Origin of the sequence: Nocardia spumae (assembly GCF_020733635.1) — a bacterium.
Taxonomy (GTDB): domain Bacteria; phylum Actinomycetota; class Actinomycetes; order Mycobacteriales; family Mycobacteriaceae; genus Nocardia; species Nocardia spumae.
In genome coordinates this window covers 4,702,352-4,722,669 of sequence record NZ_JAJFZL010000001.1, presented here as the reverse complement: position 1 = coordinate 4,722,669, position 20,318 = coordinate 4,702,352, and the positions used below count along the sequence as shown (strand labels likewise).

22 protein-coding genes are annotated in these 20,318 nt (G+C 68.4%); 17 read left to right on the top strand and 5 right to left on the bottom strand.

Annotation, left to right across the window (positions count from 1 at the left end; genetic code table 11):
* Positions 1 to 41 precede the first annotated feature (41 nt).
* Entirely contained in the window at positions 42 to 494 is a 453-nt protein-coding gene (locus tag LKD76_RS21090; RefSeq protein WP_227983030.1) for a MaoC family dehydratase, read from the top strand.
* Here the strand turns inward: LKD76_RS21090 and LKD76_RS21085 are convergent.
* The 3 genes from LKD76_RS21085 to LKD76_RS21075 all read right to left on the bottom strand — a co-directional run bounded on the left by LKD76_RS21085 (position 482) and on the right by LKD76_RS21075 (position 2,763).
* Positions 482 to 973 carry a nitroreductase/quinone reductase family protein gene (locus LKD76_RS21085; RefSeq protein ID WP_227983028.1) on the bottom strand — a complete coding sequence of 164 codons (492 nt, stop codon included), beginning with the start codon at positions 971 to 973 and terminating at the stop codon, positions 482 to 484. The genes LKD76_RS21090 and LKD76_RS21085 overlap by 13 nt on opposite strands.
* A 154-nt stretch (positions 974 to 1,127) precedes the next feature.
* Entirely contained in the window at positions 1,128 to 2,180 is a 1,053-nt protein-coding gene (gene trpD, locus LKD76_RS21080) for an anthranilate phosphoribosyltransferase (protein WP_227983027.1), read from the bottom strand.
* A gap of 151 nt (positions 2,181 to 2,331) precedes the next feature.
* Positions 2,332 to 2,763, bottom strand: a complete 432-nt coding sequence (locus tag LKD76_RS21075) for a hypothetical protein (RefSeq protein WP_227983026.1) — start codon at positions 2,761 to 2,763, stop codon at positions 2,332 to 2,334.
* 210 nt (positions 2,764 to 2,973) lie between these two features.
* Here LKD76_RS21075 and ctaE point away from each other — a divergent pair, with 210 nt between their 5' ends.
* The 5 genes from ctaE (at position 2,974) to LKD76_RS21050 (ending at position 7,820) form a co-directional block, all read left to right on the top strand.
* A complete protein-coding gene (ctaE, locus tag LKD76_RS21070) occupies positions 2,974 to 3,585 on the top strand; it encodes an aa3-type cytochrome oxidase subunit III (RefSeq protein WP_227983025.1) in 612 nt (203 codons plus the stop codon).
* 83 nt (positions 3,586 to 3,668) lie between these two features.
* Positions 3,669 to 4,550, top strand: a complete 882-nt coding sequence (gene qcrC, locus LKD76_RS21065) for a cytochrome bc1 complex diheme cytochrome c subunit (RefSeq protein ID WP_372465916.1) — start codon at positions 3,669 to 3,671, stop codon at positions 4,548 to 4,550.
* Between the two features lie 20 nt (positions 4,551 to 4,570).
* On the top strand, positions 4,571 to 5,719 hold the full coding sequence (gene qcrA / locus LKD76_RS21060) for a cytochrome bc1 complex Rieske iron-sulfur subunit (protein WP_227983024.1): 1,149 nt from the start codon (positions 4,571 to 4,573) through the stop codon (positions 5,717 to 5,719).
* 73 nt (positions 5,720 to 5,792) lie between these two features.
* Positions 5,793 to 7,421 carry a cytochrome bc1 complex cytochrome b subunit gene (qcrB, locus tag LKD76_RS21055; protein WP_227983023.1) on the top strand — a complete coding sequence of 543 codons (1,629 nt, stop codon included), beginning with the start codon at positions 5,793 to 5,795 and terminating at the stop codon, positions 7,419 to 7,421.
* 123 nt (positions 7,422 to 7,544) lie between these two features.
* A complete protein-coding gene (locus LKD76_RS21050; protein WP_227983021.1) occupies positions 7,545 to 7,820 on the top strand; it encodes an Lrp/AsnC family transcriptional regulator in 276 nt (91 codons plus the stop codon).
* Positions 7,821 to 7,850: 30 nt separating this feature from the next.
* Here LKD76_RS21050 and LKD76_RS21045 read toward each other — a convergent pair whose 3' ends face one another.
* Positions 7,851 to 8,399, bottom strand: coding sequence for a cupin domain-containing protein (locus LKD76_RS21045; RefSeq protein ID WP_227983019.1), 549 nt, complete (start codon positions 8,397 to 8,399; stop codon positions 7,851 to 7,853).
* A gap of 29 nt (positions 8,400 to 8,428) precedes the next feature.
* Here LKD76_RS21045 and LKD76_RS21040 point away from each other — a divergent pair, with 29 nt between their 5' ends.
* A complete protein-coding gene (locus tag LKD76_RS21040) occupies positions 8,429 to 8,872 on the top strand; it encodes a MarR family winged helix-turn-helix transcriptional regulator (RefSeq protein ID WP_227983018.1) in 444 nt (147 codons plus the stop codon).
* Here LKD76_RS21040 and LKD76_RS21035 read toward each other — a convergent pair.
* Complete coding sequence (locus LKD76_RS21035; RefSeq protein ID WP_372465915.1) at positions 8,855 to 10,693, bottom strand: DEDD exonuclease domain-containing protein; 1,839 nt, start codon at positions 10,691 to 10,693, stop codon at positions 8,855 to 8,857. The genes LKD76_RS21040 and LKD76_RS21035 overlap by 18 nt on opposite strands.
* 549 nt (positions 10,694 to 11,242) lie before the next feature.
* Between LKD76_RS21035 and LKD76_RS21030 the strand changes: the two genes are divergently transcribed.
* The 10 genes from LKD76_RS21030 to LKD76_RS20985 all read left to right on the top strand — a co-directional run bounded on the left by LKD76_RS21030 (position 11,243) and on the right by LKD76_RS20985 (position 20,268).
* Entirely contained in the window at positions 11,243 to 11,848 is a 606-nt protein-coding gene (locus LKD76_RS21030) for a C40 family peptidase (protein ID WP_227983017.1), read from the top strand.
* Between the two features lie 221 nt (positions 11,849 to 12,069).
* Positions 12,070 to 13,116: an NlpC/P60 family protein gene (locus LKD76_RS21025; protein WP_372465914.1), complete on the top strand. Its 1,047-nt coding sequence runs from the start codon at positions 12,070 to 12,072 to the stop codon at positions 13,114 to 13,116.
* Between the two features lie 53 nt (positions 13,117 to 13,169).
* A complete protein-coding gene (locus tag LKD76_RS21020; RefSeq protein WP_227983016.1) occupies positions 13,170 to 14,174 on the top strand; it encodes a hypothetical protein in 1,005 nt (334 codons plus the stop codon).
* Between the two features lie 52 nt (positions 14,175 to 14,226).
* Positions 14,227 to 15,405, top strand: coding sequence for a glycosyltransferase family 4 protein (locus LKD76_RS21015; protein ID WP_227983015.1), 1,179 nt, complete (start codon positions 14,227 to 14,229; stop codon positions 15,403 to 15,405).
* Between the two features lie 154 nt (positions 15,406 to 15,559).
* Entirely contained in the window at positions 15,560 to 15,943 is a 384-nt protein-coding gene (locus LKD76_RS21010) for a polyketide cyclase / dehydrase and lipid transport (protein ID WP_227983014.1), read from the top strand.
* Positions 15,944 to 15,966: 23 nt separating this feature from the next.
* Entirely contained in the window at positions 15,967 to 16,404 is a 438-nt protein-coding gene (locus tag LKD76_RS21005; RefSeq protein ID WP_227983013.1) for an SRPBCC family protein, read from the top strand.
* The gene (locus LKD76_RS21000; RefSeq protein ID WP_227985347.1) at positions 16,401 to 17,696 is read left to right on the top strand and encodes an ArsA family ATPase; all 1,296 of its coding nucleotides are present in this window, start codon (positions 16,401 to 16,403) and stop codon (positions 17,694 to 17,696) included. The genes LKD76_RS21005 and LKD76_RS21000 overlap by 4 nt, the downstream gene beginning before the upstream one ends.
* On the top strand, positions 17,693 to 18,238 hold the full coding sequence (locus LKD76_RS20995) for a hypothetical protein (RefSeq protein WP_227983012.1): 546 nt from the start codon (positions 17,693 to 17,695) through the stop codon (positions 18,236 to 18,238). Before LKD76_RS21000 ends, LKD76_RS20995 begins: the two co-directional genes overlap by 4 nt.
* The gene (locus LKD76_RS20990; RefSeq protein WP_227983011.1) at positions 18,235 to 19,290 is read left to right on the top strand and encodes an ROK family protein; all 1,056 of its coding nucleotides are present in this window, start codon (positions 18,235 to 18,237) and stop codon (positions 19,288 to 19,290) included. The genes LKD76_RS20995 and LKD76_RS20990 overlap by 4 nt, the downstream gene beginning before the upstream one ends.
* A gap of 252 nt (positions 19,291 to 19,542) precedes the next feature.
* On the top strand, positions 19,543 to 20,268 hold the full coding sequence (locus LKD76_RS20985) for a lysophospholipid acyltransferase family protein (protein ID WP_227983010.1): 726 nt from the start codon (positions 19,543 to 19,545) through the stop codon (positions 20,266 to 20,268).
* The last annotated feature ends 50 nt before the right edge of the window (positions 20,269 to 20,318 follow it).

Below are 20,318 nucleotides of genomic sequence, written 5' to 3'. Positions count from 1 at the left end.
GACCGTGTACTCGACGCGCACACACCGCGAAGGGAAATCGCATGACCGATTTCGCTGATCTGGAGGCATTCCGGGCGGCGGTGGGCACCGAACTCGGCACCAGCGACTGGATGCGCATCGATCAGGAGCGCATCGACCTGTTCGCCGAGGCCACCGGTGACCACCAGTGGATTCATGTCGACCCGGACAAGGCGGCGCAGGGCCCCTTCGGCGGTACCATCGCGCACGGATTCCTCACCCTGTCGCTGCTGGTGCCGCTGGCCAACGAGGCCACCACGGTGTCGGGCATCCGGATGGGAATCAACTACGGGCTCAACAAGGTTCGCTTCATCACCCCGGTGCCGGCGGGCGGGCGGATCCGGGCGCGCGTGCGCCTGGACTCGGTCGACGACATCCCCGGCGGAGTGCAGGCGGTCCGCACCGTGACCATCGAGCTCGAAGGCGCCGACAAGCCGGCCTGCGTGGCGGAGAACATCGTTCGCTATCTGGGCTGACCGCGTCCGGGCGGCTGGTCGGCGTTCGGGGTGAGCTTCAGGACGGGCATGACCCGATCGGTCTTCTGCTCGTATCCGTGGAACCGCGGTTGTTCGACACAGATGCGGTTCCAGGCCGCATCCCGCGCCGCACCCTCGAGTTGCTCGACGCGCACCGGGAATTCGCGCCCGCCCACCTCGGCCCACACCTGGTCGGGGTGGGCGGCGATGTTGTGATACCACGCCGGATTGTCGCGCGAGCCCGCCATCGACGCCACGACCAGCCAGCCGTTCTCGTCGGGGAACCGGGCCACACTCACCCGGCGTCGTGCACCCGACTTCGCGCCGACGGTGGTCAGATACAGCAGATCCATGCCCTGGAATCGGTCACCGCGCCAATGATGGAACCGTTCCATCCCCTTCATCACGGCCCGGCTGACCGGATTGGCCGTCATCGCGGGCTTACCGCGCGTACCCCGTGGTGTTTTCCGAAAGCTCATGGCGCCGCTCCTCGAGGTTCACGGGACACCCGCGCCCGGTCGCACCCGACGACCAGTCGCGCGAAGGTCGGTCTACGCTGCCCGCTTTCCGCCCTATTCTACTGACCGCGTGCCGATGTCGAACCGAATACCGATGTCGAGGACCCGACGCGGCTCAGTCGGCGAGTTCGTTGCTCACCTTCACCCAGCGATCCAGCAGCGCGGTGGCCGCACCGGAGTCGACCGCGCCCGCGACCCGCTGCAGCGCGGGCCGCAGCAGATCGTGGATATCGGTCGCCGCACGGTCCGGGGTGAGCTCGTAGGCGACGATCGCGGCCGCGGAGTTCAGCAGGACGGCGTCGCGGACCGGACCGGTGGCGCCGTCGAACATCTCGCGCGCGATCGCGGCGTTGACCGTGGCGTCGCCACCACGCAGGGCGGCCGGATCCACCCGGTCGATTCCGAGACCCGCCGGATCGATCGCCGTCTCGTACTTCTGTCCGCCGGTGACCACCCAGACATCGGTGGTGTCGGCCGTGGTGATCTCGTCGAGGCCGTCGTTGCCGCGCACGACCAGCGCGTTGGTGCCGCGTTCGGCGAAGGCTCCCGCGATCACCGGGACCAGGTCGGCGAAGGCGCAGCCGATCAGGCCCGCACTGGGTTGTGCCGGATTCGTCAGCGGGCCGAGCACGTTGAACACGGTCGGTATGCCGATCTCCTTGCGGGCCGGACCCGCGAACCGCAGCGCCGGGTGGAACATCGGCGCGAAACAGAAGCCGATTCCGACCTCGCGCACGCACTGCGCCACCGCCTCGGGGCTCAGCGCGATCCGCACGCCCAGCGCCTCGAGCACATCCGCGCCGCCGCTCTTCGACGACGCCGCGCGATTGCCGTGCTTGACGACGGGAATGCCGGCCGCGGCGACGACGACCGAGGACATGGTGGAGATATTGACGGTGCCGGAACGGTCACCACCGGTGCCCACGATGTCGACCGCGCCGATATCGAGTGACACCCGGCGGGCGTGGCCGAGCATGCCCTGCGCCAGACCGGCCAGCTCGATCGCGGTGGGGCCCTTCATCTTGATCGCCACACCGAAGGCGGCGATCTGGGCCGAGGTGGCGTTGTCGGAGAAGATCTCGTCGATCGCCCACGCGGCCTCCTCCGCGGTCAGATCGACCCCGTCGGTCAGGGCACCGAGAATCTCGGGCCAGCTGCGCGCGCTCATCACATCTCCCGTTCGCGATCGGCACACCCCCGTCGTCCGTCGACGCGGGTGCGGGCGGAAGGCACCTGCGCGGTTGTCCGCGGCTGCCCGGCTAGCAGCCTAATCGGAGGAGGCAACTTCTTTCCGGTCGGCGTGCGCCGCCGCGGCCCGGTTACCGGGAATCGCCGCCCGAGCCGCTCGGCTGGAGCGCATCCCAGCCCAGCACCGTCCCCTCGTGCCGTTGCGCCAATCCGGCCATGCGCGCGCGTTCCTGCGAACAATGCAGGGCGTCGAGCACCTGTGTCCGCTGTAATACCAACTCGATATGACCGGAATCGTTCGCGCCGGCGGGATCCGCGGGGGAGTACCCGTCCTGCGCGGCGATCGCGACGACGGCCTCCCACGCGCCGGCGGGTACCCGCAGATGATGGCGCAGCACGGTGGGCTCCGAGGCGCGCCAGCCCACCGCTCGCGCGAGTGCGCTCGAACAGGCCTCGGCGTCGTCGAAACCGGAGACCACCACCACCAGATCCGTTCGCGCCGGATCCAATTCCACCGCCGCGTCGCGGCCCGACAGCCGTCGCCACACCGACCGGATTCCCATTTCCACCCGCCTTCTTCCGCGCTCGCCCGCAATATCGCATACCCCGGAAAACCCGTGGTACCCGCGTCGGCATCGCCGCTCGACCTGCGGGTTCACCGGACACGCCGAACCGGGTCCCAGACCCGCACGCGCGCTGGTGATTCCGGACCCGACACCCCGAATTCGCACCCGGGTACGCCTGTCGTACTACGACGAGTCATACTTACCGGCGTGACGACCGCAGTAGGGACACCAGGATCGGCCATTACTCAGCGTGTGCACTCGCTGAACCGGCCCAACATGGTCAGCGTCGGAACCATCATCTGGCTGTCGAGCGAGCTGATGTTCTTCGCCGGCCTCTTCGCCATGTATTTCGTCGCTCGTGCCCAGGCCCATGGCAACTGGCCGCCGGAACCGACCGAGCTGAACCTCAAGCTCGCCGTGCCGGTCACGGCCGTGCTGATCGCGTCCTCGTTCACCTGCCAGATGGGCGTGTTCTCCGCCGAGCGCGGTGACGTCTTCGGGCTGCGGCGCTGGTACCTGCTCACCTTCTTCATGGGCCTGTTCTTCGTGATCGGCCAGGGCACCGAGTACCACGCGCTCTACTCGGAGGGCACCACGATCTCGAGCAGCATCTACGGCTCGGTGTTCTTCATCACCACCGGCTTCCACGGTCTGCACGTCATCGGCGGTCTCATCGCGTTCATCTTCCTGCTGATCCGCACCAAGATCAGTAAGTTCACGCCGGCACAGGCCACCGCCGCGATCGTCGTCTCCTACTACTGGCACTTCGTCGACATCGTCTGGATCGGGCTGTTCGCCACGATCTACTTCGTCCGCTAGCCGGGCGGCGGTCGTTGCCCACCGCGGCCCGCGACAAATACACACTTTGCACAAGTCGGTTCCGTCTACTCAAAGGGACACAGATGAGTTCATCTCCCCCGTCAGCGCCAGATCCCACCAGCCCCGGGATCGGTAGCGCTGAGAACAACCAGGCCATCAAGACCCGCAAGCAGCGTCGGATGCGCCGCAAGGTCGCCGGTGGTCTGGTTCTTCTGATGGGCCTCGTCGGAGCCGGCTTCGCGGCCTCGGCGCTCACCCCGCATGCGCAGGTCGCCACCGCCAATGAGGATCAGTCGGCGCTGATTCGCGAGGGTAAGCAGATCTACGAGACCTCCTGCATCACCTGCCACGGCGCGAACCTGCAGGGTGTACAGGATCGCGGTCCCAGCCTCATCGGTGTCGGCGAGGCGGCGGTCTACTTCCAGGTGTCCACCGGCCGTATGCCCGCCGCGGGCAACGGTGCGCAGATCCAGCGCAAGCCCCCGAAGTTCGACGCCCGCCAGACCGACGCACTGGGCGCGTACGTCGCGGCCAACGGCGGCGGTCCGACCGTGGTGCGCGATCCGAACGGTGAGATCGCCCAGGATTCCCTGATCAAGGGTGCGGATCTGGGCCGCGGTGGCGAGTTGTTCCGCCTCAACTGCGCGTCCTGCCACAACTTCACCGGTAAGGGCGGCGCGTTGTCCTCCGGTAAGTTCGCTCCGCCGCTGGAGCCCGCGAGCGCGCAGCAGATCTACACCGCGATGCTCACCGGCCCGCAGAACATGCCGAAATTCTCCGACCGGCAGCTGTCACCGGAGGAGAAACGTGACATCGTGGCATATGTGAAGGACCGCACCGAGACCAAGTCGGAGGGCGGATACGGTCTGGGTGGACTCGGCCCCGCGACCGAGGCCCTCGCCATCTGGATCGCCGGCATCATCGTGCTGGTCGGCGCTGCGATGTGGATCGGATCGCGATCATGAGTGAACAGGAGCAAAAGGACATGAGCCGGCCTGAGGACGGCAGCGGTAAGGGTGTGAACCTGAACCCGACCGAGGAGCAGCTCGACGCGATGTCGACCGAAGAGCTGGTCGAACTCGGCACCGCGCGCGACGGCGTCGACGTCGTCTACCGCGCTCCGCGCTGGCCGGTTCCGGGCACCCGCGCGGAGAAGCGGGCAGAACGCCACGTCACGCTGTGGTTCGCCATCTCCGGCCTGTGCGCCGCGGCGCTGATCGGCGTCTTCCTGTTCTGGCCCTGGGAGTACAAGGGCCGCAACGAGGACGGCAACGGCCTGTACTCGCTGGCCACGCCGCTCTACGGCCTGCTGCTGGGTGTCGCGGTGCTGGCCATCGGTGTCGCCGCGGTCATCATCCGCAAGAAGTTCGTCCCGAACGAGATCTCCATCCAGACCCGCCACGACGGTCCTTCCGACGAGGTGGAGCGGCGTACCCTGGGCGCGCAGCTGTCGGATGCGCTGGAGACCTCGACGCTGGGCCGTCGCAAGATGATCACCCGCACCGCCGGACTGGGCGTGGGTGTGCTGGGTATCGGCGCACTGTTCCTGTTCGTCGGCGGCATGATCAAGAACCCGTGGGCCAAGGGCATGAAGTCCCCGCTGTGGGTGTCGGGCTGGACCCCGGACTTCCCGGGGCAGACCATCTTCCTGCGCAAGGACACCGGACGGCCCGAGGACATCGTGCTGGTGCGTCCGGAGGATCTGGACGCCGGCGCCATGGAGACCGTGTTCCCCTGGAAGGAAGAGTGGCGCGGCAACGAGGAGGAGACTCTCCAGTCGCTGCGTGGCATCCGCAACGCGGTCATGTTGATCCGCCTGCGCACCGAGGACGCGCAGAAGGCGGTCAAGCGCAGGGGCCAGGAGAGCTTCAACTTCGGCGACTACTTCGCCTACTCGAAGATCTGCACCCACCTGGGCTGCCCGACCTCGCTGTACGAGCAGCAGACCAACCGCATCCTGTGCCCGTGCCATCAGTCGCAGTTCTCGGCCACCGAGTGGGGTAAGCCGGTCTTCGGTCCTGCTGCCCGTGCGCTGCCGCAGCTGCCCATCACCGTCAATTCCGAGGGATTCCTGGTCGCCAACGGCGACTTCATCGAGCCGCTCGGTCCGGCCTTCTGGGAGCGTCGTTCATGAGCGAACGAAGTGAGCGAATCATGTTCCAGCGTGCAGGGCACATGCTGGAACCGAGCGTCAGCGAGGTGCAGGCATGAGCCCTAGCAAAGTGGTCGCTCAGGCCAACGAGATGGACGAGCGGTATCGCGCCGCCGCGTTCGTGAAGCGGTCGATCAACAAGGTCTTCCCGACCCACTGGTCGTTCCTGCTGGGTGAAATCGCGCTGTACGCGTTCATCATCCTGCTGCTGTCGGGTGTGTACCTGACCCTGTTCTTCGATCCGTCGATGACCGAGGTCGTGTACCAGGGCGCCTACCAGCCGCTGCGTGGCGTCACAATGTCGCGTGCCTACGAGACGGCGCTGAACATCTCCTTCGAGGTGCGCGGCGGTCTGTTCGTCCGCCAGGTGCACCACTGGGCGGCGCTGCTGTTCGCGTGCTCGATCATCATCCACCTGTTCCGCATCTTCTTCACCGGCGCGTTCCGCAAGCCGCGTGAGGCGAACTGGGTGATCGGCTCGCTGCTGCTGGTGCTGGCGATGTTCGAGGGTTTCTTCGGGTACTCGCTGCCCGACGATCTGCTGTCCGGTACCGGTCTGCGCGCCGCGTTCGGTGGCATCACGATGGGTATTCCGCTGGTCGGTACCTGGATGCACTGGCTGATCTTCGGCGGTGACTTCCCGGGCACGATCATCATCCCGCGCCTGTACGTCGCGCACATCCTGTTGTTCCCGGGCATCATGCTGGCGCTGATCGCCGCCCACGTGGCGATCGTCTGGTACCAGAAGCACACCCAGTTCCCCGGCCCCGGCCGCACCGAGAACAATGTCGTCGGCGCCCGTATCGTGCCGGTGTTCGCCGCCGACCAGGGTGCGTTCTTCATGTTCACCCTCGGTGTCGTCGCCGTCATGGGTGGTGTCCTGCAGATCAACCCGATCTGGAACCTGGGTCCCTACAACCCGTCCCAGGTGTCCGCGGGTTCGCAGCCGGACTTCTACATGATGTGGACCGACGGTATGGCGCGTCTGATGCCGCCGTGGGAGCTGTATCTGGGCCGCTACACCGTGCCGGCGCCGTTCTGGGTCGCGCTCATCATGGGCTTGGTGTTCACGGTGCTGATCGCCTACCCGTGGATCGAGAAGCGGCTCACCGGTGACACGGTCGCGCACAACATCCTGCAGCGTCCGCGTGACGTGCCGGTGCGTACCGCGATCGGTGCCATGGCCATCGCCTTCTATCTGGTGCTGACGCTGGCGTGTGTCAACGACATCATCGCGCTGAAGTTCGATGTGTCGCTGAACGCGACGACGTGGTTCTTCCGCATCGCCCTGCTGCTGGCGCCGCCGATCGCCTACTTCCTGGCGTACCGGCTGTGCCTGGGTCTGCAGCGCGCCGACCGCGCGGTGCTCGAGCACGGCATCGAGACCGGTGTGATCAAGCGCCTGCCGCACGGTGAGTACATCGAGGTGCACCAGCCGCTGGGCCCGGTCGACTCGCACGGCCACCCGATTCCGCTGGAGTACCAGGGTGCGCCGGTGCCGAAGAAGATGAACAAGCTCGGCTGGGCCGGCAAGCCCGGTTCCGGTTCGTTCCTGCGGGCCGACCCGCCCTCGGAGGCCGACGCCCTCGTCTCCGCCGAGCACGAGGCCGAGCACAAGCAGCTGGAGGTCCTGGCCACGTACCAGGCGCAGTCCAGCGGCGGTGGCGACAAGCACGGCCACTGATCCATCCCGGCGTGAGGCCCCGAGTCGAGTAATCGGCTCGGGGCCTCGTCGTTGTGGTGTGCCTTTCGAGATGCCGGGAGCGGCGGCTGTCCGGGTGCGATGGCCGCGCAATAGACTCGCGCCATGATTACCGCGATCGTGTTGATCCACGCCGAGGCCGCCCGCATCCCCGAAACCGCGCAGGCGCTGGCCGATCTCGAGGGCGTGGCGGAGGTGTACTCCTGCGCCGGGGACGTCGACCTGATCGCGGTGGTGCGGGTACGTGACCACGAGCAGATCGCCGAGGTGGTGACCGGCCGGGTCAACAAGACGACCGGGGTCCTGCGCACCACCACCCATATCGCGTTCAAGTCGTATTCGAGTGCGGATGTCGAGGCCGGCTTCTCGATCGGCGAGTGAGCGGGGAACGACCCGGATTCGACGAGCCGATCACACCCCGGGGGAGCTGAGCTGTTTGCGCAACAATCGCCGCTCGTAGCCGAGCCGCCTGCCGAGTGCCGCGAGCGGGCCGAGCAGCGCTCGTTGCGGCAGTGCCGGAACGCCGGCCAGATATCCGTCCTGATAGTCCCACAGGAGCGCCAGCGCCAGTGGGTTGCGCGGAATACCGGAGTGGGTAGTGCGGCCCGCCGCGTCGAGCGCATGCCAGAACCGGAACATCTCCCAGTGCCGCGCCGGCGGCCGGATTTCGTGGTCGATGACGGTCTCCGGTGCCACGCTGGCGAAAGCGTGCACGGTCCTGGCCGGGGCCGCCAGCGTATCGCCCTCGCGCGCTACCACTGTGCGGCCGCCGACGCGGAACTCGAGCTTGCCGCGCCGCACGGTCCACTGCTCGGCGATATCGGGATGCCAGTGTGGTCCCGCCTGACGCCCCGGAACCGGCAGATGATGGCGTAGCAGCAGATACGGGCCGTGTTCGTCGATTCCGTCCGTCAAGTGGGTGACCTGATGGCCGTTGCGGAAGGTCAAGGTGGCTGGCATATCTCAGGTATAAAGGTAGCCTTCGTATTATGTCAACGGACGTTTCCGACTCGTTGCTGAAGCTGCTCGTCGAGGTCACTCGCCGATTCGAGGCCCAGCTGAACGACCGCCTGAAGACCGAGCTGGATGTGGAGCTGCGTCCGGCCCACTACGCCGTCTTCCGCTATCTCGAACCGGCGGGCACCCGGGTGACCGCACTGGCCGAGGCGGCGGGGATGACCCAGCAGTCGATGGGGGAATTGGTCACGCACCTGCAACGACGTGGTCTGGTCGAGCGTCGTCTCGATCCCGCCGATCGGCGGGCTCGGCTGGTGGTCGCCACGGCGGCCGGACGCGCCGCGGTGGCGGTGGCGGCGGCGCGAATCGCCGAAATCGAGGAGCGCCTGCGAAGCGATCTGGGCGCCGATGCGGTCGAACAGGTGCGGCGGTCGCTGGTGGCGGCGCGGGCCTCGCTCTCAGGCGCCGGTACGTGAAAGATACTCGCCCGCCCCCGATTCGGCGCGAGTCGCGGCTTCGGCCCGTTCGACCCAGGACAACCACGGCCCGGCCCCCAGGCGTGGCTCGCGATAGCCGTCGGTGGTGCGCACGATGCGGGTGCCGGGCTGGTTCAGCCAGCGGGCGATGACCGCCGTCTCCTCGGGTGGGGCGCCGCGTAGCGGGGGATGATCGGGATCGTCGAATTCGTCTGTGTCGCAGAGCAGTCCGGCTTCTGCGCCGTCCGGGGTGGTGCTCAGTGTGGCCGGCCGGACGGTTTCGGCCGCGGCGACCAGGCTGTCGACCACCGGCATGGGCGCGACACCCCGGGCCGCGGTTCCGGCCGCGGCCAGACGGCCGTAGCGAACGACCGCGAAGTCCCATCCGCCGTCAGCGGCCGGGCGCGCCGCGATCAGTTCGGCGATGCGGGCCAGGGCGGCCAGCCGCTGGGTGCGCCGCAGTGCCCGCACCACGGTGCAGGTCCGGTCCCGCAGTCGCGCGGCGGCCTCGAAATGCTCTGCGGTGACACAGGTGTCGATCCGTTCGGCGATGGCGCGCAGCGGCGCGTCGTCACTACCGGTGAACAGTGCCCGCACCGCACGCGGGGCGGCGGCGTAGGTGGCCGCGGTGGCCCGCTCCCCGAATGTGGTGGCCGGGCATCCGCCCACGACGGCGGGTGGGCAGTGCGCGCCGTGCGTGCCACCGCGCGGAATCCGGGTCGTACAGGTGCGCACCCCGCTGTACTCCGCGACGATCGCCCCGACCTCGGTGGCCTCGGCGCGAGAACCGAAGGGGCCCAGGGCGTGGGCGGTCGGTGTGCGGCTCACCGCGAAACGGGGGAAGGCCTCATCGGTCAGCGTCAGCCACCATGCGCGCTGAGGGAATTTGGAGCGCCGGTTGTAGGGCGGGGTGTGTGCCACCAGCAGCCGCAGTTCCCGGACACCGGCCTCGAGGCCGTGCGCGCACCGGACGTGGTCGACCCGGGTGGCGAGGGTGACCATCTCCCGCATCCGGGTGCGGGTTTCGGATCCGGTGAAGTAATTGCGTACGCGGCGGCGCAGATCGACCGCCGTCCCTATATAGAGGACCTCCTCGGCCGGCCCGCGGAACAGGTACACACCCGGCGCCGCGGGCAGATCGGCGGCCAGTACCCGTTTGGCTCGTTGGCGCCGTGTGACCGCGGGCAGATAGTCGACGAGTTCACCGAGCGTCTGCACCCCCAGATTGCCGACTCGTTCGAACAGCGCGTGCAGGACGTCGACGGTCGCGCGCGCGTCGTCGAGAGCGCGGTGGGTCGGCCGGGTGGAAGAGCCCAGCAGTTGTGCCAGCGCGGACAGCCGCACCGTCGGTGCCTCGTCTCGATCGAGAATGCGCCGCGCCAGCTGCACCGTGCACAGCACGGTGAAGGCCGGCCACGCGGTATCGCTGCGCTGCGCCGCCGCGCGCAGGAACGACATGTCGAAGCGGGCGTTGTGCGCGACCAGCACGGCGCCCGCGGCGAATTCGAGAAAGCCCGGCAGTACGGCTTCGATCCGGGGAGCCTGCAGCACCATCGCGGTTGTGATGCCGGTGACCTGCACGATCTGCGGCGGGATGGCCCGGCCGGGATCGACGAGTGTCGCGAACTCGCCGAGAATCTCGCCGCCGCGCACCTTGACCGCGCCGATCTCGGTGATCGCATCCCCGTCCGGACTGGTGCCCGTGGTTTCCAGGTCGACCACGACGAAGGTGATCTCGCGCAGTGCCCGCTCGGCCTCATCAGCTCCGTGACCGGGTAATTCGAGGGCCAGCTGGGATGATCGTGGAGCGGGGGTGGGCACGGCGAGCAGCGTAAACGCAAGGTCCGACAGGGTCGGCTTTGCCCGATTTCGCGGCCGGTGCGTCGTGAAGGTTGCGATGTACGAGGTTCGGATCGCGCGGATATGCGGAAAAGTGACCAGCGCCACAATGATTCGGAACGGCTATTGCCGACGGCGAATCGGTGACGAGTTTCGAAACGCGCAACCGCTGTGGAATGCCCACCGATGACGCGGGTAAACGTGCGGACTGTTCGGTTGGTTTCAGCGTCTTCGCCCGCGGGGCGTACGTGCGGTTTCGTGCTCCGGGCGCTGGTCGCGAATGTCGCCCGCGCCTCCGGTCACACGGGTGGGGAGGGGGTCGTCGCCGTCGCCGCGCACGCCCGTCGTTATCTTTTCGTGATCACTGTGAGCTATCTCGCATGCCGCCGAGCGGTGCCTCATACCTGATCTAGTTCCGGGCTGTCGGGGCTTTACAACGCACCGTTATGTCCTCGTAACCTTTTCGAGACCTCGCGGAGTCCGACGCACCACCGGGTGCGGCGTCGCGGGGCAGATGAGGAGTACCGCATCATGGCGATCAAGCGACAGGTTCAGGGGCTGCCTCGCACCGCCCGCCGGGCTGTTGCGGCCGGAGCCGTTGGCGCAGCAACCCTCAGCGCCCTGCTGCTGCCTGCGACCACTGCCGCCGCCGCGCCGGTCACCGTACCGGGCGTCGGCGCCATCGACGTGCCCGATCAGGTTCTCGGCGCGATCCCGCCGGGCGCGATCCCGCCGAACGTGATCCCGCCGGGTGTGCAGATCCCCGGTCTCGGGGCGCCGTTCGCACCGCAGCAGACCGTCGGTCAGCGCGCGGCCGACGCCGCCATGTCCAAGATCGGCGCCCCCTACTCGTACGGTGCGGCCGGTCCCAACGCCTTCGACTGCTCGGGTCTGGTGAAGTGGTCCTACGAGCAGGCCGGTCGCGAGCTGCCGCGCACCAGCTACGAACAGCTCGACGCGGGCGCCCCGGTATCGCTCGACGCGTTGCAGCCCGGTGACGTGATCTCGTTCTACGGCGGCAGCCACTCGGGTCTCTACGTCGGTGACGGCAACGTCGTGCACGCCTCGACCTACGGGCAGCCGGTGAAGGTCGCTCCGATCTCCTCGATGCCGGTGGCGGGCGCCCGCCGCTACTGAAATCCCGCCCGGATCGGCGCATTCCGCACAGTTCGGACTGCCGATCCGGGCATTTCCGGTTATGCGGCGTGATCATTTCGTGGCCTGCTGGACATGGACGCTCGCCGTTCCGTAACCTTATCGAGACCTTTGTGGTTTTCAGCTCGGGACGAGAGAACGGGGCACGGCAGGCCGTGACAGTGCACAGAGGCAACGCGCACAGCAACACCAGGACCAGACGCTTGGTCGGCAGATCACTCGCGGTGGGCGCGCTGGTGATCGGAGCCGGAACCGGCGGATTGGCATCGGCCGATCCGGCGCCGGGCCAGCCGACCAGCGCCGGCGACGCCGTGCAACGGCTGATCGAGTTGTCACATCAATCCGAACAGCTCAATCAGCAGGCACTGACCGCGCAGGGTGATCTGGACGCCAAACAGGGTGTGGCTCGCGACGCCGACGCCAAACTGATCACCGCCACCCAGGCCGTGGACGCGGCCAAGGCCGAAGTCCGCAAATACCAACCGGCCGTGGACCGTACGGCGATCGCGGCCTACCAGGGCGCTCGCACCAACCGGCTGTTCTCGGTGCTGGTCTCCGATTCCCCCCAGCAACTGCTCGATCAGATGTCGACGCTGGATGTGCTCTCCGCGCAGACCTCCGATCAACTGGCCCAGTTCTCCAAGGCCAGCGAGTCGGCGACCGCGGCCGAAACCTCCGCGAAGACCGCCTCCGACGCCGCGCGCTCGGCCGCGCAGAAGGCCGATGAGGTGCGGGCCGATCTGGAACGTAAGCGCGCCGACCTGCAGGGGTCGATGGCGCAGGTGATCCAGGCGTGGGGTGCGCTGTCGGCGGGAGACAAGTCCGCTCTGGCCGGATCGCTGTTCCCGCCCGGATTCGATCGTGAAACCCTGCTGAAGGGACTGGTCCCCGGTAGCGGGACCAGTGCGCTCGCCGCCGGTCTCACCCGCGTGGGCGATCCGTACGTCTGGGGCGCCACCGGCCCGGATCAGTTCGACTGTTCCGGTCTGGTGCAGTGGGCCTTCCATCACGTCGGTATCGATCTGCCGCGGACCAGTCAGGCGCAGGCCACGGTCGGCTCACCCGTCTCACGTGACGAACTGCAGCCCGGTGACGTGGTGTTCTTCTATTCCGATGCCTCCCATGTCGGAATCTACGCGGGCAATGGCATGATCCTGCATGCCTCCACCTTCGGTGTACCGGTCGCCGTAGCCCCGATGGGGAACACGCCCTTCCATTCGGCCCGCCGATATTGGATGGGAATGTCGTAAACACTGCGAGAATCTGGCGGCGAGTAATCACACAGACGTGAGGATCGTGTCGTATGAGCGCACTGCTGCGGGCCCGGGAATGGCTGGCGCACCGGGGACGGTTCGAATTCGTCGCGACCGTCGCGGTGGTGATCGCCCTGACCGCGGCCGGCGGTGCGCTGCTGTTGTTACCGAAGACCGGCCTGCGCGCCGTGCCCACGGCCGCGGAGACCGATTCCGTGCCGATGGCGCACGCCGATCCGCAGGTCCCGGAGCTGCGCCGGGTCATGGGGTCCTACGGACCGGTTGTGGCACAGCAGGTTTCCGGTGACGACGGCAAACTGTCGGTGGTACTCGGACATCCGTACCAGCGCGGTGACGTCGATCAGCTGGCGCGCGAGGTGGGTCCCGCGGTCTCGGCCGTCTCACAGGTCTGGGGCACCGGATGGGCGCACGAGGCCGTGGTCGCCGTCGCCTCCAGCAGCTCCGAATTCGCGGCACTGACCCACGCCATCGGCCCGGTGTCCACCCAGGTCGCGGCCGCGTCGGTCGCCGATCCCGTCGTGCCGGGCGCGCAGCCGGCCGGGCAGCGGATCGTCTTCGCCGCCGATGCCGGTCACCGGCTCGGCCCGGACGGCCTGCGCGAAACCCTGCGCCACGAACTCACCCATATCGCCGCGCGCGCCGATACCGTCGACGGCTCCCCGCAGTGGGTGCTCGAGGGATTCGCCGAATACTGCGGCCACCGCGGGGATGCGCAACGCTTCGCCCAGGTGGCGCCGACCGTGACCACCCGCGCTCGCGCCGGCGACCTGCCCGCCGATCTCCCCGCCGATACCGCCTTCGTCCCCGCACCGGGCAACGACGCCGCCCTGGCCTACGAACAGGCCTGGTCGGTCCACGCCTTCGTCGCCGACCGGTTCGGTGAGCCGAAACTGGTGGCGCTCTATCACCGCCTGGCAACCGGACCGCAGAACGAGGCCGCGCTGGATCGCGGCCTGCGCGACACCCTCGCTCTCGGTCACAGCGAATTCGTCACCGCCTGGCGGGACTGGATCAAGGCCCGGGTAGCCACCTAGGGATGCGGGGTCCCGGCCGGTCGCGGCGGGGTGCACCCATAGACTCGGGCCCATGGCCCGCACGCTGTTGATCACCAACGACTTTCCGCCTCGGCCGGGTGGGATCCAGTCGTATGTTCATTCGCTGGCGTTGCGGATGCCACCGGAGGATCTCGTCGTCTACGCACCTCGCTGGCGCGGCGACTCCCATCTGCGCTTCGACGCCCAGCAGCCGTTCCAGGTGGTGCGCCATCCCACCACCCTGATGTTGCCGACGCCACTGGTCCTGCGCCGCGCGGCGAAACTGCTGCGCGACGAACGATGCGACACCGTCTGGTTCGGTGCGGCCGCCCCGCTGGCGCTGATGTCGCCGGCACTGCGCCGCGCGGGCGCGCACCGGATCGCGGCCAGTACCCACGGCCACGAGGTGGGCTGGTCGATGCTGCCCGGCGCGCGCCAGGTGCTGCGCGTGATCGGAGACCACACCGACGCGATCACCTACGTCAGCAAATACACCCGGCGCCGATTCGCCGCGGCGTTCGGCCCGCGGGCGGCGCTGGAATATCTGCCCCCGGGCGTCGACAGCGCGGTCTTCCGCCCGGACCCGGCGGCGCGCGCGGAGCTGCGGGCCCGCTATGGACTCGGAGACCGGCCCACCGTGCTCTGCCTGTCCCGGCTGGTCCCGCGCAAGGGACAGGACATGCTGATCCTGGCCATGCGCGAGATCCGCCGGCGCGTGGACGGCGCCGTGCTGGTCATCGCGGGTGGCGGCCCGTACGAGGAGCGGTTGCGCGGCCTGGCGAATTCGCTGGAACTCGACGGCGATGTGGTGTTCACCGGACGGGTCCCGGCCGCCGAACTGGCCGCCCACCACACCATCGCCGACGTCTTCGCGATGCCGTCGAGGACTCGCGGTGCTGGACTCGATGTCGAGGGTCTGGGCATCGTCTATCTGGAGGCGTCGGCGACGGGGGTGCCCGTGGTGGCCGGAAATTCCGGTGGCGCACCGGAAACCGTCCTCGAGGGACGTACCGGCACGGTGGTCGACGGGCGCAGCGAGCGGTCCGTGGCCGCGGCCGTCGTCGATATCCTGTCCGACCGCGACGCCGCGGCGCGAATGGGTGCCGCCGGCCGAGAATGGGTCGCCGACCAGTGGGGATGGGACGCCCGGGGCGCCCGGCTACGTGCCCTGCTCGGTTCCGAGACGCGTTCGGGCAGCCGCGACGGCGACGGCGTCGGTCCGCTGAGCTAGATGGTCACACTCCGTTACCGCCTCCGGGCTCCGACCCAGTAGGCAGTGTCGATGGAGCCTACTGGGGAGCCCTGCGTGGTCACACTCCGTTACCGCCTCCGGGCTCCGACCCAGTAGGCTCGGCTCCCATGAGCGAGCGCAGCGAGCCACAGCCGTGAGCAGCATTCAGGTGGCCGACCAGACCTTCGTCGCCGCGTCCGGCGCCGCGGTCGCCGAGGTGCTGGCCGATCGCGGCCGCTGGCGGCAGTGGTGGCCCGATCTCACCCTGGAGGTGCGAGAGGATCGGGGCGACAAGGGTATTCGCTGGTCGGTCGCGGGCCCGCTGACCGGCACCATGGAGGTCTGGCTGGAGCCGTCGCTGGACGGCGTGATCCTGCATTACTTCCTGCACGCAGAACCGCCGGCCGCGGGAACCGTGTCGGCGCGAACGTTGATGGCGGCCAACAGATCTCGGCGAGTGGCCGGTAAGAAGATGTCGTTCGAGGTGAAATCCCGGCTGGAAGCCGGCCGTCCGGCCGGTGTGGCGCCGTCACGCTAGCTCGAAAGGAAACGCTGTCAGTCATGGCCGACCGGACCCAGAGGTCGATCATCGTCGATGCCCCCTCGGATCGAGTGATGGCCGTTATCGCCGATCTGCAGTCGTATCCGGAATGGGTATCGGCGGCGCGATCGGTGGACGTGCTGGAGACCTATCCCGACGGGCGCGCTCGCACGGCTCGCTTCGTGCTCGACGCCGGTGTCGTCAAGGACACCTACGTGCTGTCCTACACCTGGCGCGCGGACGGCCGGGCGGTGAGCTGGAAACTCGTCAGTGGTGAGTTGCAGAAAGCGCAGGACGGCACCTACGAGCTCATCGACCAGCCCGACGGCACCACCCAGGTGGTGTACGAGCTGACCGTGGACCTCACCATCCCGATGATCGGGATGTTCAAACGCAAGGCCGAGAAGGTGATCACCGATACGGCTCTCAAGGAACTCAAGAAACGGGTCGAAGGCTGACCCCGGCCGCGCCGCGTGGTCGTGGTGCCGTCACGACCCGGCTCGAACTGTTCATCGGCAAGGGCGGGGTCGGTAAGACCACGCTCGCGTGCGCGGCGGCCATCGCCGCGGTGCAGGCCGGACAGCGAGTGCTGGTCGCCTCGGTGGATCAGGCCCATTCCCTGGGTGACGCCCTGGGTTTCCGGTTCGCGCACGATCCCGGCACGGTGGCCGGGGTCGTCACGGTCGCACCCGGATTCGACGTCATCGAGATCGATTCCCTTGCGCTGCTGGAGGATCGGTTCCGCGATGTGGTGCTGATGTTGTCCGGCGCCGGTCACGATCACGGTATCGACCTCGCCGCCCTGGATCCGGCCGAGCTGACCGGACTGCCGGGTGTGCAGGAACTGCTGGCATTGACCGAGATCGCGCAGTTCGCGGGTGAGGACGACTGGGATCTGATCATCGTGGACTGTCCGCCCTCGGCGGATATGTTGCGCATCGTCACCGCGCCGGACACGCTGCTGGGCTATCTGGAGCGCGTGTGGCCCACCCATGCCCGGGTGCTCAGCGCGACCGGCACCGATCTGCGGCGCGCGGTACTGGCCTCGACGGTGGAGCGGATCGCCGCCGCGGTCACCGCGATTCGCGATCTGCTGGCCGATCCGCAGCGCACCGGCGCCCGCCTGATCACCGGGGCCGAACGGGTCGCGCTGGCCGAATCGGCCCGGGTGCGCTCGGCGGCGGCGCTGCTGGGTATGCGGCTGGACGCGGTGGTGGTGAACAAGGTGCTGCCGCCGGTGCCCCCGCCCGAGGGCCCGCCGCATCCGGCGGTGCAGTGGTATCTGCAGCGCCGTACCGAACAACTCGACGTGATCGGCGATCTGCGCCGCCGCATCCCGGATGTGCCGGTGACGATCGCACACCACAGCGGCCCGGAACCGGTCGGGCCGCACGCACTGTCGGCACTGGCGCAGGCGCTGCCCGTTCGTGGCAACCCTGCGGTTCCGGCGCCAGACCCTATGCTGGGCGGAGCGACACCGGGCAGCGTGGCGGGGGAGCCGGAGGTGCGATGGGAGTCGGGCACCGGTTTGGAATCGGTATTCACGTTGCGGATGCGTCTGCCGGTGGTCGACCCGGGAACTGTGCGACTGGGACGAGTGGAGGACGATGTGATCGTGGGAGCGGACGGAGTCCGGCGGCGGCTACGCCTGGCACCGGTATTGCGGCGATGCACGGTCGAGGGCGCCGAACTCGACGGTGAACACCTCGTCGTGCGGTTCCGGCCCGACCCGGGAGTCTGGCCGCAATGACCCACGCCCACCCTCACGACGACACCTTCGGCGAATTCGCGCAGGAATTGCGCGCCCTGGCCGAGATCCTGCTCGAACGTATCGAGCCCACCCTGCGGCGCGCCGCCGCCGACTCCCGTGAATGGGACAGCTGCAGCTGGTGCCCGGTCTGTGCCGCCGCGGCGCTGGTCCGCGGCGAACACCACGACGTGGTGGCGGCGGTGGCCGACCACGGCACCGCGATCGTGACGGTGTTGCGCGAGGCCCTCGCCGGCGTCCCGGTGGAACCCCTGCTGCCGGACGACCTCGACGAGGGCGCCGAACCGGGCGGTGACGGGTCCGGCCCGTGGCCGGACGAGCCCGGCGGTCCCGATGCGCCGGGACCGAGCGCATCCGGCGCGCACGCCCCCGGCGCGCACGCCCCCGGCGCGGAGGCCGTCGGCGCGGAGGCTGTCGGTGCGGAGGCGGCGGGCAGGCCCGGTGCGAAACACGGTGGGCGCGGACGTCACTCGGCCGCGGCCCGGCCCGGTTACACCCCGATCACGGTGCGGATCAAGAAATGACCCCCCGCATCGGGCGGGATACTCCGCTGACCGTCGGCATCGATGTCGGCGGGACGAATATTCGCGCCTCGGTCGTCGACGGGACCGGTGAGGTGCTCGATACCGTGCAGGCGCCCACTCCGCATTCGGCGCACGCGCTCGAGGACGGCCTCGATCGCGCGGTGCGGGAGCTGTGCGCGCGCCACGAGATCGGCGCGGTCGGGCTGGCGGTCGCCGGATTCGTCGACGAATCCAGGTCCTCGGTCCGGTTCGCTCCACACCTGCCGTGGGAGGACACCGCGGTGGCGGGGCGGCTCACCCGGCGTCTCGGCCTGCCGGTCATCCTCGAACACGATGCCAATGCCGCGATGTGGGCGGAATACCGATTCGGTGCGGCGTCGGGCGCGCACAACGGCGTCCTGGTCGCGATCGGGACCGGAATCGGCGCGGCGCTGCTGGTCGAGGGCCGCCTCTATCGCGGAAGTTTCGGGGTCGCACCGGAACTCGGACATCTGCAGGTGGTGCCGAACGGCCGGGTGTGCCCGTGCGGTAAACGCGGATGCTGGGAACGCTATTGCAGCGGAACGGCTCTGGTGGACACCGCGATCGAGATGCTGGCCACCGATCCCTTGCCGTCGACGATTCTGGCGCGCGAGGTGGTGGGTGATCCCGGTTCGCTGACCGGACGCCGGGTCGCGGGCGCCGCGCACGACGGCGATCCGGTGGCGCTGCGGGTGATGGCCGACTTCGCCCGCTGGCTCGGGCTGGGCCTGGCATTCGTCAGCGATATCTTCGATCCGGATCTGATCGTGATCGCCGGCGGGGTCAGCTCCTCGGCGCCGCTGTTCCTCGACGATGCCCGCGATCACTACGCGGCCGCGATCACCGGTGCCCGGCATCGCCCGCTGGCCCGGATCCGCACCACGCAGCTCGGGGAAGCGGCCGGCATGATCGGCGCGGCCGAACTCGCCCGTGCCGCGCTGGATTCCGACAGTGAACACCGGGCCGCCGACACCGATCGTGGCGCCGACGCGGCGCGCCGCCGGGCCCGTACCACCGCGGGGCGGGAATGATCGACCCGCTCGGGGAGATCACCCGAACGGGTTCGGGGTGACCGTTTTGCCCAGCCGGTAATTGCCGACGATCGCCCCGTTTTCACGGTGCGAAGCGGCTGACGAGTACCCGAATTCACCGTTGTGATTGCGCGCATGTGAAATACCTCGTGTGGGGTTGGTCGCAGCTGGTTTGCGGCGGTAGAGTCGGGTTCGACGGAGGTGCCTGCGACGAGGCCGGTTCCGTTCCACAATCACAGGGGAAAGGACGCAATGTTCTACTGGCTGCTCAAATTCGTGCTGGTCGGGCCCTTCATGCATGTATACAACCGTCCCAAGGTCGAGGGCGTGGAGAATATCCCCGCCGACGGAGCAGTCATCCTCGCCGGTAATCATCTTTCGTTCACGGACTGGTTGTTCACCCCGTTGCTGAGCCCCCGCCGAATCACCTATCTGGCGAAAGCCGAATACTTCACCACTCCGGGACTCAAGGGCCGGCTGCAGAAATTCTTCTTCTCCGGCACCGGTCAGTACCCGATCGACCGCAGTGGCGCCAGCGCCGCCGAGGACGCGCTCAACACCGCCCGCAAACTGCTGGAGCAGGGCCGCATGGTGGGCCTGTACCCGGAGGGCACGCGGTCGCCCGATGGCCGGCTGTACAAGGGCAAGACCGGTGTGGCACGCCTCGCCCTGGAGACCGGTGTCCCGGTGATCCCGGTGGCGCTGATCGGTACCGACGAGGTGTGCCCGCCCGGTCCGTTCCGCTGGCGTCATCGTCGCGTCACCGTGAAATTCGGTGCGCCGATCGACTTCTCGCGCTACGAGGGCATGGGCGGTAACCGGTTCGTCGAGCGCGCCGTCACCGACGAGATCATGTACGAGCTGATGCGGATGTCGGGTCAGGAGTACGTCGACGTCTACGCCGCCAGCCTGAAGAAGGATGTTCCCTCGGGTAGCCGTCCCGATGCGGAGCGCATCCCGGCGACTCTCGCGAGCTGAGTTCGCACCAACCCCCTGATCGACGATCGCGGCCCCGGCACCTGTGCCGG

Bases quoted from the DNA above. Each gene is read 5' to 3' on its own strand.
- LKD76_RS21090 (WP_227983030.1), top strand. From the start codon at position 42: ATGACCGATTTCGCTGATCTGGAGGCATTCCGGGCGGCGGTGGGCACC.
- LKD76_RS21085 (WP_227983028.1), bottom strand. From the start codon at position 973: ATGAGCTTTCGGAAAACACCACGGGGTACGCGCGGTAAGCCCGCGATG.
- trpD (WP_227983027.1), bottom strand. From the start codon at position 2,180: ATGAGCGCGCGCAGCTGGCCCGAGATTCTCGGTGCCCTGACCGACGGG.
- LKD76_RS21075 (WP_227983026.1), bottom strand. From the start codon at position 2,763: ATGGGAATCCGGTCGGTGTGGCGACGGCTGTCGGGCCGCGACGCGGCG.
- qcrC (WP_372465916.1), top strand. From the start codon at position 3,669: ATGAGTTCATCTCCCCCGTCAGCGCCAGATCCCACCAGCCCCGGGATC.
- qcrA (WP_227983024.1), top strand. From the start codon at position 4,571: ATGAGCCGGCCTGAGGACGGCAGCGGTAAGGGTGTGAACCTGAACCCG.
- qcrB (WP_227983023.1), top strand. From the start codon at position 5,793: ATGAGCCCTAGCAAAGTGGTCGCTCAGGCCAACGAGATGGACGAGCGG.
- LKD76_RS21050 (WP_227983021.1), top strand. From the start codon at position 7,545: ATGATTACCGCGATCGTGTTGATCCACGCCGAGGCCGCCCGCATCCCC.
- LKD76_RS21045 (WP_227983019.1), bottom strand. From the start codon at position 8,399: ATGCCAGCCACCTTGACCTTCCGCAACGGCCATCAGGTCACCCACTTG.
- LKD76_RS21040 (WP_227983018.1), top strand. From the start codon at position 8,429: ATGTCAACGGACGTTTCCGACTCGTTGCTGAAGCTGCTCGTCGAGGTC.
- LKD76_RS21030 (WP_227983017.1), top strand. From the start codon at position 11,243: ATGGCGATCAAGCGACAGGTTCAGGGGCTGCCTCGCACCGCCCGCCGG.
- LKD76_RS21020 (WP_227983016.1), top strand. From the start codon at position 13,170: ATGAGCGCACTGCTGCGGGCCCGGGAATGGCTGGCGCACCGGGGACGG.
- LKD76_RS21015 (WP_227983015.1), top strand. From the start codon at position 14,227: ATGGCCCGCACGCTGTTGATCACCAACGACTTTCCGCCTCGGCCGGGT.
- LKD76_RS21005 (WP_227983013.1), top strand. From the start codon at position 15,967: ATGGCCGACCGGACCCAGAGGTCGATCATCGTCGATGCCCCCTCGGAT.
- LKD76_RS20995 (WP_227983012.1), top strand. From the start codon at position 17,693: ATGACCCACGCCCACCCTCACGACGACACCTTCGGCGAATTCGCGCAG.
- LKD76_RS20990 (WP_227983011.1), top strand. From the start codon at position 18,235: ATGACCCCCCGCATCGGGCGGGATACTCCGCTGACCGTCGGCATCGAT.
- LKD76_RS20985 (WP_227983010.1), top strand. From the start codon at position 19,543: ATGTTCTACTGGCTGCTCAAATTCGTGCTGGTCGGGCCCTTCATGCAT.